The sequence below is a fragment of the Alteromonas alvinellae genome (assembly GCF_902705805.1).
Genome location: NZ_CACSIH010000218.1, coordinates 37,967 through 53,526, shown reverse-complemented (window position 1 = coordinate 53,526; position 15,560 = coordinate 37,967). Strand labels below are relative to the sequence as shown.

At 44.0% G+C, this 15,560-nt stretch carries 15 protein-coding genes and 1 tRNA gene; 10 read left to right on the top strand and 6 right to left on the bottom strand.

Annotation, left to right across the window (positions count from 1 at the left end):
• On the top strand, positions 1–1,964 hold a 1,964-nt coding region (locus ACX5KA_RS16475), incomplete at its 5' end, for an EAL domain-containing protein (RefSeq protein ID WP_458731684.1).
• 100 nt (positions 1,965–2,064) lie between these two features.
• Here the strand turns inward: ACX5KA_RS16475 and ACX5KA_RS16470 are convergent.
• The 4 genes from ACX5KA_RS16470 to ACX5KA_RS16455 form a co-directional block, all read right to left on the bottom strand.
• Positions 2,065–3,792: a sensor domain-containing protein gene (locus ACX5KA_RS16470; protein ID WP_458731683.1), complete on the bottom strand. Its 1,728-nt coding sequence runs from the start codon at positions 3,790–3,792 to the stop codon at positions 2,065–2,067.
• A gap of 207 nt (positions 3,793–3,999) precedes the next feature.
• Positions 4,000–4,076: transfer RNA gene (locus ACX5KA_RS16465), tRNA-Val, on the bottom strand.
• A gap of 158 nt (positions 4,077–4,234) precedes the next feature.
• Positions 4,235–5,311, bottom strand: coding sequence for a patatin-like phospholipase family protein (locus tag ACX5KA_RS16460; protein WP_039216206.1), 1,077 nt, complete (start codon positions 5,309–5,311; stop codon positions 4,235–4,237).
• A 205-nt stretch (positions 5,312–5,516) separates the two neighbouring features.
• Positions 5,517–5,945 carry a MarR family winged helix-turn-helix transcriptional regulator gene (locus ACX5KA_RS16455; protein ID WP_039216207.1) on the bottom strand — a complete coding sequence of 143 codons (429 nt, stop codon included), beginning with the start codon at positions 5,943–5,945 and terminating at the stop codon, positions 5,517–5,519.
• Positions 5,946–6,342: 397 nt separating this feature from the next.
• On the opposite strand from ACX5KA_RS16455, the gene hmgA reads away from it, so the two are divergent.
• Together hmgA and hppD are read left to right on the top strand one after the other, a co-directional pair.
• On the top strand, positions 6,343–7,638 hold the full coding sequence (hmgA, locus tag ACX5KA_RS16450; protein WP_039216208.1) for a homogentisate 1,2-dioxygenase: 1,296 nt from the start codon (positions 6,343–6,345) through the stop codon (positions 7,636–7,638).
• 292 nt (positions 7,639–7,930) lie between these two features.
• Entirely contained in the window at positions 7,931–9,004 is a 1,074-nt protein-coding gene (gene hppD / locus ACX5KA_RS16445; protein WP_014978916.1) for a 4-hydroxyphenylpyruvate dioxygenase, read from the top strand.
• A 71-nt stretch (positions 9,005–9,075) separates the two neighbouring features.
• Here hppD and ACX5KA_RS16440 read toward each other — a convergent pair whose 3' ends face one another.
• The gene (locus ACX5KA_RS16440) at positions 9,076–9,441 is read right to left on the bottom strand and encodes a VOC family protein (RefSeq protein ID WP_458731682.1); all 366 of its coding nucleotides are present in this window, start codon (positions 9,439–9,441) and stop codon (positions 9,076–9,078) included.
• 632 nt (positions 9,442–10,073) lie between these two features.
• On the opposite strand from ACX5KA_RS16440, the gene ACX5KA_RS16435 reads away from it, so the two are divergent.
• The 7 genes from ACX5KA_RS16435 (at position 10,074) to ACX5KA_RS16405 (ending at position 15,074) form a co-directional block, all read left to right on the top strand.
• Entirely contained in the window at positions 10,074–10,463 is a 390-nt protein-coding gene (locus tag ACX5KA_RS16435; protein WP_458731681.1) for an ACT domain-containing protein, read from the top strand.
• Between the two features lie 4 nt (positions 10,464–10,467).
• On the top strand, positions 10,468–10,968 hold the full coding sequence (locus ACX5KA_RS16430) for a PTS sugar transporter subunit IIA (RefSeq protein ID WP_458731680.1): 501 nt from the start codon (positions 10,468–10,470) through the stop codon (positions 10,966–10,968).
• Positions 10,969–11,225: 257 nt separating this feature from the next.
• Positions 11,226–11,573: an ArsC family reductase gene (locus ACX5KA_RS16425; protein ID WP_039216211.1), complete on the top strand. Its 348-nt coding sequence runs from the start codon at positions 11,226–11,228 to the stop codon at positions 11,571–11,573.
• Positions 11,567–12,703: a succinyl-diaminopimelate desuccinylase gene (gene dapE, locus ACX5KA_RS16420; RefSeq protein WP_014976172.1), complete on the top strand. Its 1,137-nt coding sequence runs from the start codon at positions 11,567–11,569 to the stop codon at positions 12,701–12,703. Before ACX5KA_RS16425 ends, dapE begins: the two co-directional genes overlap by 7 nt.
• Before the next feature lie 9 nt (positions 12,704–12,712).
• On the top strand, positions 12,713–13,399 hold the full coding sequence (locus ACX5KA_RS16415; RefSeq protein ID WP_039216213.1) for a M15 family metallopeptidase: 687 nt from the start codon (positions 12,713–12,715) through the stop codon (positions 13,397–13,399).
• Positions 13,400–13,413: 14 nt separating this feature from the next.
• The gene (locus tag ACX5KA_RS16410) at positions 13,414–13,623 is read left to right on the top strand and encodes a DUF2897 family protein (protein ID WP_039216214.1); all 210 of its coding nucleotides are present in this window, start codon (positions 13,414–13,416) and stop codon (positions 13,621–13,623) included.
• Positions 13,624–13,814: 191 nt separating this feature from the next.
• A complete protein-coding gene (locus ACX5KA_RS16405) occupies positions 13,815–15,074 on the top strand; it encodes a dicarboxylate/amino acid:cation symporter (RefSeq protein ID WP_458731679.1) in 1,260 nt (419 codons plus the stop codon).
• 155 nt (positions 15,075–15,229) lie between these two features.
• Here ACX5KA_RS16405 and ACX5KA_RS16400 read toward each other — a convergent pair whose 3' ends face one another.
• Entirely contained in the window at positions 15,230–15,556 is a 327-nt protein-coding gene (locus ACX5KA_RS16400; RefSeq protein ID WP_014949040.1) for a heavy metal-binding domain-containing protein, read from the bottom strand.
• Between the last annotated feature and the right edge of the window lie 4 nt (positions 15,557–15,560).

Here is a 15,560-nt window from a genome sequence, read left to right as displayed (position 1 = left end):
TAATCACGAAAGATCAACACGCCTTAGTAATGAAGCTATCGAGTCGAACGAATCTGGGCCTTGTCACCCTATTGTTTTTAGCATTTACTGCATTATCTGTCGCCGAATTACGTGAACTACAAGCGCATACCTCTAGGGCGGTAACGTTACAGGCAGAAAAGAGCGCTGAAATTCTTAACGACAGTTTTAATCAGGTAAGTTCCCCTCCCCTACAAACAGAGCAATTAATACTTAATGCATTGCTAGAAAGTGCCGTTGCACAGCCTTACATATCAGCCGCTGCTTTAATCGACGCAGATGGCAACGAAATAGCACAACAGGAAAGGCCCTTTAAGAGTACCGTACCTTCATGGTTTTCTCTTATTGACCCGAGTGCTAACTATAGCAGGCGTGTGTCTTTAGGCCCTAGCGGAAGCAACCTTGTTTTAACGTCGAGTAAGCAAGAAACCGCCGCTAGATTTGCGTCTGCGCTAGTTAAAAATATCGCTGCTTTTGTCGTGCTAGCAGTACTTCTTTCTTTTTTCGTGACGATAATGAATCGAAAGGCTAAACGACCTATTTACGATACGGTAAAGAAACTCAATGAAATTGGTAGCCATAATTTCACGTCTCCTGAGATAACTGTATCCAGTAACGACTTTAGGCCGCTAACCGAAGCCGCTAACTCCCTAGCGAGCACGCTTTCGTCTAAATTTGATGAGCTTAAGCGACAGTCAGAACTCTTTAAAAAAGAAGCCAGTAAAGATCCTCTCACAACGCTGGCGAATAGAGGCGCTTTCGAGCGCCACATGCGTGCTTTACTAAATGAAAACGCGCCTTCCCAAGAAAAAGAACTCATTATTGTGCGGCTGGCCCAATTAGGCAGTATCAACACAAAATTAGGTATGGTGCCTGGTGATAATTACATAAAAGCGGTAGCAAACGTGCTGCTTGAGGAAGCCAAAAATAACAACAACATTCGTTTTGTGTTTCGATTATCGGGTGGAGATTTTGCGCTAATTTGCGAAGCCATGGAGCACGCTACCAGAGAAATGATGCTCGGTAACATTACTCAGCAGTGTGCGACTGTTTCGCCATTGCGAGATGGTACAAGAGCTATTTTTATAGGTATTACGCGGTTTGTTGGAACGATGTCCATGCAGCAAATTATGGAAAGTGTGGATAGCGCTCTCATCGCGGCAATGAAAACCCAGAACGGCTGGCAGTTGGCGTCTGACATATCAAAAGTGCACAGCAATTCTCAATGGCGTGAACGACTGAACTATATTGTCTCTCAGCAGTACGCTGACATTATGATTCAGCCCGTGATGGACACAGAACAAAACGTTCCCGCTTATTACGAAACATCAGGTCGATTTAAAGACAAAGACACGAATGATGTTATTCCAATGGCACAACTTATCCCGGCTTCTGAACGGCTTGACCTCATCCCGCAAGTAGACAAGTTGGTTACTCACATCGTTCTAAAGAAGCTAGAAGTTACCTCACAACAAGTTGCGGTCAACCTTAGCATAGCGTCAATTGCCAATGCCGAATTTAGAGACTGGTTAGTTAAAGAAATCGCGAAACGTAGACAGTTAAGTAACAGACTACTTTTTGAGATAGAAGACGCAGCATTAATTCAACATAGAGAGGCAGCCGAATCGCTTTGTCGTCAATTAATTCACCTTGGTAGTCGCGTTACCATTGAACGTTTTGGTGATAATTTCGCGTCACTTTCCGGCCTTCGCGCAATACAACCACAGTTTGTAAAACTTTCTGGCCGGTTGACTCAGGGCATTCACACGAATGAAGACAACAAGCTGTTTGTTTCGAGCCTTGTCAGTATAGCGAAAGGTTTGAACATAAAAGTCATTGCGGAAATGGTAGAAAATGAAGCGGAATCTGTAGCGTTAATCAAGTTAGGTGTCGCTCATCAGCAAGGCTATTATTTCGCAAAGCCTGCGTTGTGGAACGTTTATTAATAGGTCATGTGTTGGGTAATTGGCAAACGTTTATCACGCATTAATATTGTCAACCTAAGCTAAATGTCAGAGTACATAGTAAGTGACGTGACTTTCATACTTATTTGCTTTGTTCTACGTACAGGGTCTCTATAGCGTCTGCGCTTATTGGCCGCGAGAATAGATAGCCCTGTACAAACTCTACGTTTAGTGATTTGCAATAGTCAGACTGACTCTCGGTTTCCACCCCTTCCACAACAATCTTCAAATTTAATTTATGGCCTACGTTAACAATGGCCTCCATTAATGCACTATCAAAATCATTTTCTGGTGCGCCATCAAGAAAAGAACGGTCAATTTTTAAATGCGTAACCGGAAAATGTTTTAAATAGCTAAGCGAAGAGTAGCCTGTACCGAAATCGTCAATGGAGATTTCTACTCCGAGATCTCGTTGTGCCTTCAGGCCGTCTAGAATAGTGCTGTCTGATTTAATGAGCACGTTTTCGGTAAGCTCTAATCCTATATCTTCCGGTGACAAGGCATATTCCGCTCGATACGCAGTCAGACTATCAAAATATGAGCTTTTCTCTAATTCTTTACCCGACACATTTATATCGATTCGAATTGCAATACCCTTTTCCTTCCATGCCTGCGCCTGCTGACATGCTTTTTTTAATACCCAATTTCCTAAATCGCCAATAAGCTCACCGCGTTCAGCGATAGGTATAAAAACATCGGGCGTCACTGCTTTTGTCTTATCTTCAGGGCACCATCTTAGCAAAGCTTCACAGGAAGCAAATTTGCCAGTTTTTACATCGATCTGGGGTTGGAATAAAAGCTCGAATTCATCATTTCTCAGCGATTCACGCAAATTAGCTGCAATACGTCTTTGTTCGCGAAGTCTATGACTTAACGTATTAGTGAAAAAGTGGTATCTATTGCGGCCTTCGGCTTTCGCCTGGTACATTGCAGCGTCAGCATGCTTTAAAAGGTCGTCAATAACATCACCGTCACGAGGATACAGACTAATGCCAATGCTAGAGGTAATATGGACATTCTCAGTGCTAAGCGCGAAGCTCTCTTTAAAACAATTGGACAGGGTTTTCGCGATTTCCTCACACTTAATTTCGCAGGTTACATCGTTAGCCAAGTAAGCAAACTCATCGCCGCCAAATCGCGCAAGTACTCCGTTAATGTTATCAATGCAGCCTGACAAGCGCTTAGCAACCGATTTAAGTAGCTCATCTCCCCAAGTATGCCCCAAGGTATCATTAACCTCTTTAAACATGTCTAGGTCAATGAAGAACAGCCCAAAACCACTGTTAGATGACCTTGCGTCCTCAATAACAGAGGTTAAACACTGTTCTAACGCGCGTCTATTGGGTAAATTGGTAAGTAAATCAGTACTCGCCATTCGCTCCAGTTCTTGGCGTATCTCGTGCTGTTCAGTTAAGTCAATATCAACACAATACATCTCTGGCGAATTAGTACCTTGCTTTAACATGACGTGAGAAGAAAAAACGTGAATGGGCTGACCACCCTTCTTCTTTAACACCAATTCATCTGAAGGGATAGGCTCGCCAAACTCAACCCAGCGCGTGTGAAGCATGATAACCTCATCTCGCATGTAGTTTGGAATGATCAAGTCTTCAAGCTTTCGCCCCATTGCTTCAGATTCACTATAACCATAAATACTTTCGCTTGATTTATTCCAGTAAATGACATTTCTGTGCTTGTCGTACCCTTGCACAGATACTTTTGGTAAGGCACTAATAAGCGCTAGGAACCGCCTTTCGGCAGCACCATGTTGTGCAAACAACAGGGGCTCTTGATGTCTCTGTAGGCTCATGGTACTCCCGCAAATGCTGTTTTATTGACTAGCTATATTTAAAAACCACTAAGCACTTTTTTCAGTTTAGTTCAAAACTAGTAATTTGATGGTCTTATGAGACTTAATACTCGGTGCTGGTAGAAGATTTAGACAGACTACGCTCACCATACCGCGTAAATAACGAAAATAGGATTCTACAAAAGGTGAAATTTGAATGAGTATAGATGGTGCGTCTACCCTGATTCGAACAGGGGACCTCTACCATGTCAAGGTAGCGCTCTAACCAACTGAGCTATAGACGCATATAGAATCTTGTTGCACCTGATAGGTGGGCGAATGCCAAGCAACGGCGCGTATAATACTTAGCACAGGCACTAGCTGCAAGTAAAACTTATCAAATGATGATTCAAGTGACTAATTTGACAGCAATTAGCCACTTTCTTCAACAATCTCGGTAAGCTTAAATCATTTTAAATGGAAGCGGCTTGATAGCGTCGACTAAAGATCCGTCGTTAACAGCACGCATAAAATACTCCCCCAACCTGTCGGTTTCTTTTAAAACCGTTTGCCAATATTTGATGCGTGTATCTGCATCGAGCACCTCGAAGTCTTTTCTGTCGGGGATTTTGCTATAAGGCAAGTTCGCCACAAACGATGCGGAAGGCACTAGCATTACAACGTTATCGTAGCTTGACCGATGAGGCACCCTGCCCTTCAAGCCCTTATCGAACCAGCCTGGAATGGGCTTGTCGTAAAAATGCGGATATAACACTAAGCCATCGTCTGGCCCAAAAGACAAATCGAAGTGGTAGTCAATAATGCCGCCATCTCGATACATTCCGGCTGGCGCGCCTTCAATTTGCTGTACGCCCTCAATAACCACAGGAATAGAACCCGACGCTAGCAGCGCGCTATGAATATTTCCGTGGGTTAACGTGTGGTACTGAGTAGGCAGTTGATACGGGTCTTTTATCTCAAATTCAGTATTCGGGGTAGAGAACACATAGCGTGTATATAAACGTGAAAGGTGTCGTCGGTTCACTGTATTAGCCGCTGCACTCATCGCCAAGCCCGAAAGTTGCCTAAACTTACTTTCAAAACGAGTAGCACCTAAACATTTAGCAACGATAAGGTGCGCTTTAAAGCGTGAATTAGATAGCACTTCTTGTTTACCTGCTTCATTCACCATTTCTTTGAGCAAGTCTTCGGCTTTGGCCGTAATTTCTCTAGGCGTAGGCTTATCACTGCTATAGGTTGTTGTTGAATAAGAAGCGGCCAAACGATTTATGGCAGCTAGGGGATCGTTTTGTACAGCGCAAATGGTACGAAATGCACCTGCTGAAGAGCCAATCACGTGAATTTGATGCTTAACATCGGCAAACCATTCGGGAAACAGTACGCGGTCTAGGCCAGCTAAAGAAAACCATTTCGGGCCGCCAGATGCCCCCAGAAAATAGCTAAATAACTCAGGCGTAAACCCGTTTTTCATTATGGATTCACGTGCTTTTTTACCTGCGTATATTTCTAAGGGTGCCACTCAATGTCCTCGCTGTGCGCCAAATAGAAGCGCTGTATAAAGCGCTTGATAAATATTTAAAGGGAAGCAACATGACTAATAAATCCAATAACTTCCCCATTTGATTAGTTCGAGGGAATTTAACAGTTAACCGCGCGAAAGTAACCTTTATGGCAATGCCCTTACATCTGCTCAGACCAGACTTTTCAACGACTTCACCCGATTTTTAAGGCCTAAGTGCATCTATCACTTTTAAAAATATTCGATACTCATCTTCAGTGATATTTTTCAAACGCTTATTTTGCCAAGCCACAATTTTTGGCAACAGAGCCCGATAGATTCGTTCTCCTTCCACTGACAATGAAATTAATGTGGCCCGTTTATCTCGCTTGCTCACACGCTTAACGACAGCATCTCGCTTAACCAATCGCTCCAGCGCTCGCGAAACCTGCACTTTATCTAGTCGTGTTGCAATAGCAATTTCTTTTGCCGTTAGCAGTGATTTTGGCGTGCTTTCATTTCGGCCGCCTAATGTGGCTAAAATTCGCCACTCTGGTTTAGTAAGTTTATATTCTGCATATTCTTTTGAGAGCGATTCACTTAAATCGCTCGCAAGCATGGCTACCTTGTAAGCAAGCATATCTTCTAACTGCATGTTTTAAGCCCTTATCACCGTATTACTCTTGCTATTTTTAATTCTGTGACCGCCCTAAAAGCAATTGTTGTTTTTTATTTATCTTAGGCGTTACTTATACCCACAGTGTCGCTACCATCGGTCGAGCGTTCAGACGCATTCAACATTAACCCACGTAACTTTCACAGCTAATATCGTGCATTAAAAACACGCAATACGTGTAACCTTGTAATGGCCCTCACATAAAAAGTGTAAAGCTAGCGTACCAAATGAGTTTGAATTCGCTTATCCCTAACCCACGCCTGTGATTGATTTACATTTCATTTACCTCTAGCCTAATCCACATAGTTTCATTTGTAACTACTTTATTTAGCATTCATCTGTACAGCCACATCGATGGCCGCCTTTGGGAGGGTTTATGGATAATTTGTCGTATTTAACGGGTTTTAATAACGAGCACGAGACAGAGGCGTTGCCTGGTGCCCTTCCTAAAGGCCAGTTCAGCCCACAAAAAGTGAATTATAAGCTTTACGCTGAACAGTTTAGCAGTACCGCATTTACTGCCCCACGAGCAGAAAACCGCCGCAGCTGGACCTATCGTTTACGTCCTTCTATTGCTATGGGCGACTTCGAAAAAATTGATAATGGCCTGGTAAGAACAGCACCTGAGTCTGATGTCCATTGCCCCCCGAATGTACTTAGGTGGGATCCTGTACCCTTACCAGAAAAAGACGTTGATTTTGTAGACTCGCTTGTAACCATTGCCACTAATGGTGACGCTAAAGCCCAAGTAGGTATGGGCATTCACTGCTACAGTGCCAGTGCTAATATGCAAAATCGTGTTTTCTATTCATCAGACGGAGAAATGCTTATTGTCCCCCAGCTAGGCGACATGCTGATCACCACCGAGTTTGGTAGGCTCAACCTGTCTGTAGGTGAAATAGCCGTTATCCCTCGTGGCGTTCGTTTTGCTGTTAACCCTATTAATGGGCCAATTCGCGGATATATATGCGAAAACTACGGTCATCCTTTTGTGCTGCCAGAGCGCGGCCCGGTCGGCGCGAATGGCTATGCGAACCAGCGTGATTTTTGCTATCCCACAGCCTGGTTTGAAGATGATGAGACGCCTCACACTTTGGTAAACAAGTTCTGTGGAAATTTGTTCGAAGCAAAACTCGCTCACTCTCCGTTTGATGTGGTGGCTTGGGTAGGTAACTCTGCCCCTTATAAATATGATTTGTCCCGTTTCAACGTTATGAACACCGTAAGTTTTGACCACCCGGATCCGTCGATATTTACCGTGCTTACCTCACCATCTGAGCTGGAAGGAACGGCGAACGTTGACTTCGTTATTTTTCCTCCAAGGTGGATGGTTGCTGAAAATACTTTTCGCCCGCCGTATTACCACAGAAATATTATGAGCGAGTTTATGGGGCTAATTGAGGGGATGTACGACGCCAAAGAACACGGTTTTGTGCCCGGCGGCATGAGCCTTCACAATTGTATGACTCCCCATGGCCCAGAAGCTGAAGTATTTGAAAAAGCCTCGAACGCCGAGCTTTCACCGCAGCGTTATGAAAACACGCTGGCGTTTATGTTTGAATCTCGCTATGCCATTGCGCCAACAGAGTTCGCTTTAAACAGTAATATTCGTCAACGAGATTATTTGGCGTGCTGGAAAGGCCTTAAAAAGTACTACGATGGTGAAAAATAAGCGCCCTTGGATTAGTAACGTTACACGTACTGATACCTAAACGAGCAATTGTACTGATTTTTGAACACTACCGACAAGCATCACCTTTGCTTAATAGCATTTATTTTCAAACAGTTAGGGAAAGTTAGCTTTCCCTAACACAGCATCTCATTCACTGGTGAAAACAAAACGTTACAGCTTTGCTTTCCATGCCCAAAATCCTTGAACTCGACACCTATTGCTTGCTTTTTCACTGCGCCCTTACAATCAAGTAACAATTATAAAATGTGATTTACGTTGAGGATGTATCCCTATGGCTGATTTGTTTGAAAACCCTATTGGTTTAGACGGGTTTGAATTTTTAGAGTTCACTGCGCCGAAAAAGGGCATGTTGGAACCCATTTTTGAAGCTATGGGCTTTACCCTTGTTGCTCGTCACAAATCAAAAGACGTGGAATTATGGCGTCAAGGCGACATCAATTTATTAAGTAACTACGAAAAGAAATGCCACGCAGCCTATTATGCCGAAGAACACGGTCCATCAGCGTGCGGGATGGCATTCCGCGTTAAAGATTCACAGCATGCCTATAAAGAAGTGCTTGCCCGCGGTGCTCAGCCTATGGATACCCATACCGGACCAATGGAACTGAAACTTCCTGCCATTAAAGGTATTGGCGGCGCGATGCTTTATCTTATAGACCGTTATGAAGGCGAAAATACCATTTACGACATCGACTTCAATTGGATTGAAGGCGTTGATCGCCATCCTGAAGGCTGTGGTTTCCATACCCTCGATCACCTTACCCATAACGTGTACCGCGGCCGCATGAATTTCTGGGCAGGATTCTACGAAAAGCTATTCAACTTCAGAGAAATCCGCTACTTCGATATTAAAGGCGAATACACGGGTCTATTATCGAAAGCCATGACTGCACCAGACGGTAAAATTCGCATACCGCTAAATGAAGAGGCGGTTGGCGGTGGTGGCCAAATTGAAGAGTTCTTAATGAAGTACAATGGTGAAGGTATTCAGCATATCGCTTTCGCTTGTGACGACCTAGTGGCGTGTTTAGATAAGCTTAAAGCGAAAGGCATGAAGTTTATGACACCTCCACCAAACACCTACTACGACATGCTTGAAGAACGTCTTCCTGGGCACGGCGAAAACGTGGATGAGCTACAAAAGCGCGGTATTCTATTGGACGGCACAACGGAAAATGGTGAGCCTCGCCTATTGCTTCAAATTTTCTCTGAAACCGTATTCGGTCCGGTGTTCTTTGAATTTATTCAACGCAAACAAGACGAAGGTTTTGGCGAGGGTAACTTCAAGGCACTGTTTGAGTCGATTGAACGCGATCAAGTGAATCGCGGCGTGCTAAACAAGTAGTTAGATAACTAATAAATACGAAGGCAGCAAGTATCATCACTTGCTGCCTTTTTGTGACTAATAGATTTCGCTTAACTCTGGCCTTTTTCGTAGAGCGCGCACGCAGCGCCGCTTGGGTCAATAATGACACAAAAGCTGTCTTTGCCGTGATGACGTATATCACCCGCCTGTTTTCCACCTTTGGAAGTAACTTCTTTCAACGCGGCATCTAGATTTTCTACGGTAAAGTAATTAATCCACCCGCTTGGGTACTGCGCGTTTACACCCTGCTTATGACAAATGCCGCCTACAGGCGTGCCGTCGGCCTTCATCATGACATAATCATTGTAGCCACCCATATCTATGGGTTCTTTCTTCCACCCCATCACCGCTTCATAAAAGCTGACAAGTTCGTCTGCGTTTTCTACCGTAATATCGCACCATGAAGAATCTGACATTGTCTCTCCCTCTGTTTTTTGTTTAGGGCTGTTGTTTTGTTAGGGCTCTATTTATGGTTGAGGCATTTTTCTAGTCAGCGCTCTTGTTCTGGTTAGAGATCAAATACCCAGTAAGCTACATAACTGATAAGCGCAATGCCCCATTGCTTCAATAAGCAAAACCCAAGACTAAATTAACTACTAACAGTAGTCCCTTACTGAATATTTGTTAACTAATAGATCATTTTAATGTACCGATGTTTTAAAGGTAAAAAGGCTAGAGTCTATTGACCTTTGCTGTACATCAAAGATCAACATGGCAAAAAGAGCTCGATCATTTGAATCGAGCGTTTTAGTAGTGCGCAAATTTCTGAAAAAAGCTAAGGTTGTCAAGCTAAGAAATTGCAAAATAACTAAACATTTTTTATTTTAGTTGTAGACATGGCCTGTGGAAAATGCTTGTGAAATTGAGAATGTTATCCACTGAACATTGTTTGTACAGTTTATTTATTCCTTTAAATACATGCACTTACAACAAAGCCCCAAACTACTCAACAAACTTATCCACAGATTAAGTGGATAACACGTAGCACTTAATCACAGTTAGTGGTTTAATGTGAATATCTTCGAAGTTATCTTTTTTTCGGTTTCTCATGCCCAAACAAACACTTTTAGTCAGAGAATCTTTATTTACAATTCACAGCTTGGATCCTGATAGCAGTATCCCTGCATCTGTACTTACTAGCCCTCTTTTTTTCTTAGGTAAAACAGAAGATGAACTATCTATTGTTGTGCCTTGCTCGGTAGACGTACCGTCACTGGATAGTGATGAAGGTTGGCGTGCACTTGAACTGTTAGGGCCTTTGCACTTGTCTATGGTAGGGATCATGGCCCAAATTGGCCAAGTGTTAGCATCAGCAAAAGTGGCTATATTTGTGGTATCAACCTTCGACACTGACTTCTTTTTAGTAAAAGACAATAAACTAAAAGATGCCATTAGTGCGCTTAAGAAAGCTGGCTATTCGGTAAGTGAGGACGTTTAATACTGTGAATGCTAAGCAACTACAATATGCACCAGACAGTTTTACCAAGCAGTTTGTAACTTTAAGCCCATTTTCAGGACAAGTGGTTTCACTCTCAAACATTGACGATCCCTATTATAAAAGTGGCCTTATGGGGCCTGGTGCAGCAATAAGCTCAACGTCAAATACTGTCGTATCGCCTTTCGCTGGTAAAGTATTGAGCGTTTCCCCGCTAGATTACGCTATCGACATACAGTCAAGCGCGGGCCTTAAATCCAAGATTAAATATGGTGGCGATACTAGTCATTTGCATGGCGCACAATTCGCATGTTCTTTGAAGCGGGGCGATGAAATAAGACTTAAACAAGTACTTTTTACCGTGAATGCTGCATGGCTAAAGCAGCGCGGTGTTAGCAATACCTGTTCAATGACGTTGCTTAATGCAAATGCGCTTATCGGCGTGCTGCCTACGCATCAAAAGTTTGTCGAAGCGGGCGAAGATACGTTGTTGACACTTTACCTCTAAGGCCTGTTGACCTAATTGTAAAACAGGCTTTCAGCCCTGAATGATTTACTATTAAAAATCATCGCAAGTGAGTTTATCAACGTATCAACAGCTTGTATGATGGAGCACATTGAAAAACAAAAATGTACAGGCGCACTGTTTTCGGGCTATTGCGGTTTTCTATTTTCTCTAGCTCTTCGAAACTGCGCCACATAATGGCACTGTTCTAACCAGCGTCTTTCATTTACAAACAACAAAGTAGTACGGAATAAATCACCATGAGCACAATCCTTTATGGGATCCCAAACTGTGACACCATTAAAAAAGCGAAAAAATGGTTAGCAGACAACAATATCGCTTTCACATTTCACGATTACCGCAAGGACGGGATAGATAACGACTTTCTTGTACAAGCCGAGTCTGAGCTTGGCTGGGAAGCAATGCTCAACAAACGCGGCACGACCTTTCGCCAGCTAGAAGAGCAAGAGAAAGCAAATCTAGATAAAGACAAAGCCCTTGCCTTACTTGAGCTTCACCCTGCCATGGTTAAACGCCCTATCCTTCTTCACAACGACGCGTTTTATATTGGCTTCAAACCCGCGCAGTATGAGGAAATATTTTGTTAAACGACTCTGTTATTGAAATTGCTAAACAATTAATAAACCGCCGTTCTGTAACGCCAGAAGACGCAGGTTGCCAAGAAGCCATGGGCGAGTTTTTAGGTGCTTTAGGGTTTAATAATGAAACCATGGTATTTGAAGACACGACGAACCTTTGGTCTCGCAGAGGTAAAGAAGGCCCGGTATTTTGTTTCGCAGGCCACACTGATGTAGTGCCTAGTGGCCCTGAGTCAGCATGGAAAACACCGCCATTTACCGCGACAGAAGTTGACGGCTATCTGCATGGGCGCGGCGCAGCTGACATGAAAGGCAGTCTTGCCGCTATGCTAGTAGCCACCCGCGAGTTTGTGAACAAATACCCTGATCACAAGGGAAGTATTGCGTACCTTATTACTAGCGACGAAGAAGGCCCTTTTATAAACGGTACCACCCGCGTTATTGATACCCTTGAAGCCCGCAACGAAAAAATTGATTGGTGTATTGTTGGCGAACCCTCTTCAACCGACGAAGTAGGCGATATTGTTAAGAATGGCCGTAGAGGTTCATTAACGGGTGATTTAGTAGTAAAAGGTATCCAAGGCCATGTCGCCTACCCTCATTTAGCTAAAAACCCTGTTCACAGTGCAATGGCCGCCCTTGACGAACTAGCTAAATCTCATTGGGATAACGGCAACGACTTTTTCCCTCCCACCAGCTTCCAGATATCAAACATTCACGCGGGTACGGGGGCGGGCAATGTGATCCCGGGCGAGATGCACGTTTGCTTCAACTTCCGTTTTTCAACGGAAGTAACCGACCAAGTTCTCATTGAGAGAGTCACGGCAATTTTGGAAGCCCACGAACTGGAGTACGAGATTAAATGGACGTTTAACGGTCAACCCTTTTTGACCGATACGGGTGCCCTGTTAGAAGCCACTCAAGGTGCAATAGCGGCGGTTAAAGGAACACCTACCGTGCTGTCTACTGCTGGCGGTACATCTGATGGTCGCTTTATCGCGCCAACAGGTGCACAAGTGATAGAGCTAGGCCCGGTTAACGCCACTATTCACAAAATTGACGAGTGCGTGAAAATGTCTGACCTTGAACAGCTTGCAGATATGTACTTCGGTATTTTAGAACGCTTGCTGGCTAAGTAGCCGCTATTAATGGTTATGGATCAAGTGCCAGAAAAAGCGTGGTTAGGCCAGCACAACGACTATATCGTTGATGCTGGCAACGGCCATAGACTGCATCGCGACGTGATATCGCCGTTTCTTGCCATGCAAGATGCTGCGCAAAAAGACGGTATAGACTTACAGTTGGTCAGTAGCTTTCGTGATTTCGACAGACAAACTGCTATTTTTAACCGCAAATGGGCAGGTCAAGCACAGCTTCTTGATACCAACGGCGTTGAACTGCCTTTCAAGACACTAAGCGATAATGAAAAGCTTCATGCTATTTTGACATGGTCAGCACTTCCCGGCGGCAGTCGCCACCATTGGGGCACTGACATCGACGTGTACGACAGAGCTGCCTTGCATAACTGGGGGGGCAAGTTCAATCTTGTCGAAAGCGAATATCTTTCTGGCGGACCGTGCCATGCCCTTTCATGTTGGCTAGCTGACAATATGGAACAGTTTGGCTTTTATCGTCCCTTTTCGGTTAATACGGGTGGCGTCGCAGTAGAGCCATGGCATTTAAGCTTTCAAAACACAGCGTGTGCTTTCGAAAATGCCAGGCACTTAGATGGCTTTACGAAAGCCATCGAACAAAGCGATATAGAAGGTAAAACATGTATTTTGCCACAGCTACCTAGCTTGTATAATCGCTACGTATTGAACAAAGGGCTGTAGCCTACGGAATTTTTATGAGTACTACCTGGGTCATCATCATTATTGTTTTAGTATTGGGCGTTGTGATTGGGAATATCACGCTGCTTAAATACAGTGCTAGATTTAAATTTCCGACACCTTCTAAACCTTATGATGATAGTGACGACGATGCAAACAAGGACAGTGAAAGCGCGAATACATCCGTTAAAGACCAAGATAAAGACAGCAACACCCCTATGAAATAACCCTATCCTGATAGCGTCAATCGCGGCATTTTAATCGAAGCCCTGAGTAGAGCTTTTATAATTAGAGGCTTTTATAATCAAAAGCTTTTACCCATTGTTTATGCCGACGCGGGCACTTCAGTATTAGGGCTCTCAATTATTCATTCACAAATCACTTCTCACATTTAAACGCACTCTAAGAGGTTCTAGACGTGTCTAAAAAACAATCCTTACTGGGCAATATCGGCGTACAAGTTGTCATTGCCATGATTATGGGCACCGCGGTTGGCGCCTTTATGGGTGAAAGCGCTGAAATGTTCGCACCACTGGGTGCCATTTTTATCAATTTAATTAAAATGCTGGTCATTCCACTGGTGGCAGTGGCCCTTATCTCTGGCGCTGCGGGGCTTGGCAACAGCACCAATGCAGGAAAAGTAGGGCTATCTACCCTTGCTTATTTTGCGTTAACGTCGGCACTTGCCGTAACACTGGCCCTCATTATGGGTGAAGTGTTTAAGCCAGGACTGGGTATCGACGTTTCAGCAGTAGAAGGTATGTTCTCTGGTGAATACGCCTCTCAAGGTGAGCTACCTTCATTTTGGGCTACCGTTACGGGTATGATCCCCACAAACGTATTTGCGTCGTTAACCAACGCGAACATTCTTCAAATTCTGGTGTTTTGCTTGTTCTTCGGCCTAGCCCTTTCCAAACAACCTAAAAAGAACCGCGAGCCTATTTTAAATAGCGTAAACACTATCGTTGATGCCATGGTGTGGATGATCAACTGTGTGATGAAAATCGCGCCTATCGGCGTATTTGGTTTAATGGCAGAGGCAGTAGGAACATTTGGTTTTGCCGCGCTCATGGTGGTATTCAAACTCTTCTTGGTGTTTACTGCGGCAATTTTAGTATTTGGTTTTGTGGTTTACCCGCTTTTGGTACAACTATTTACAAAAACGTCGGCTAAATCATTTCTCGCCGCTATGAAAAAGCCTCAGGCGGTAGCCCTCTCGACCGCATCATCCATGGCTACACTGCCGGTTACTATGAATACAGTAGAGAATGAACTAGGTGTAAGAAACGCAACGGCATCTTTTGTACTGCCGTTGGGCGCTACCATCAACATGAGCGGAAATGCCATTTATTATGGCTTGGTAGCGGTGTTTTTTGCCCAGCTTTTCAATATAGATTTATCGATGGGTGCATATGTTGCCATCATCCTAACCTCTACCCTTGGCGCCGTAGGCCAAGCAGGCGTTCCTGGGCCATCATTCTTGGTCGTTGCGGTGTTGCTTGCTGCCGGTATTCCCATTGAAGGTTTACCCCTGCTATTTGCCTTGGACAGAATTTTCGACATGATCCGCACTGCGCTAAATATTACGGGTGATGCAGCATGCGCAGTGATCGTAGATACGATTGCCATTGATGCTGATGCTGTTAAAGAGCAAGCAATAGAAAATACGGCCAAATAAAGCCTAGTCTTACAGATAGAAAAGGGCAGCAAAGCTTTTTGAAACGCTTAGGCTGCCCTTTTTTGATTGGATTGTGTCGCTTTTTGCTTATCGCTATTTTAATCGGCACTTAATTGATAAACGTTAATTCACCAAAGCATACGCCCTTCATAATCTTATAAAGGGGTTGTTTTCACCGCGGTACCGCTAATGCTCACCATAAGCATACTGCCTTTATCGCCAATCACTTGATAGTCTAAGTCGATGCCAACCACAGCATTTGCGCCCATGCTTCTGGCTTCATGCTCAAGCTCAGTAAACGCTAACTTACGTGCGGTGGTTAACTCTTCTTCATACGACCCAGAACGACCACCCACGATGTCGCGAATAGAGGCGAAAAGATCTTTGAATACGTTTGCGCCCATCACGGCCTCGCCCACAACAATACCGTAATAAGCTTCAATTTTATGCCCTTCAAGCGTTGGGGTAGTTGAAACAATCATACGT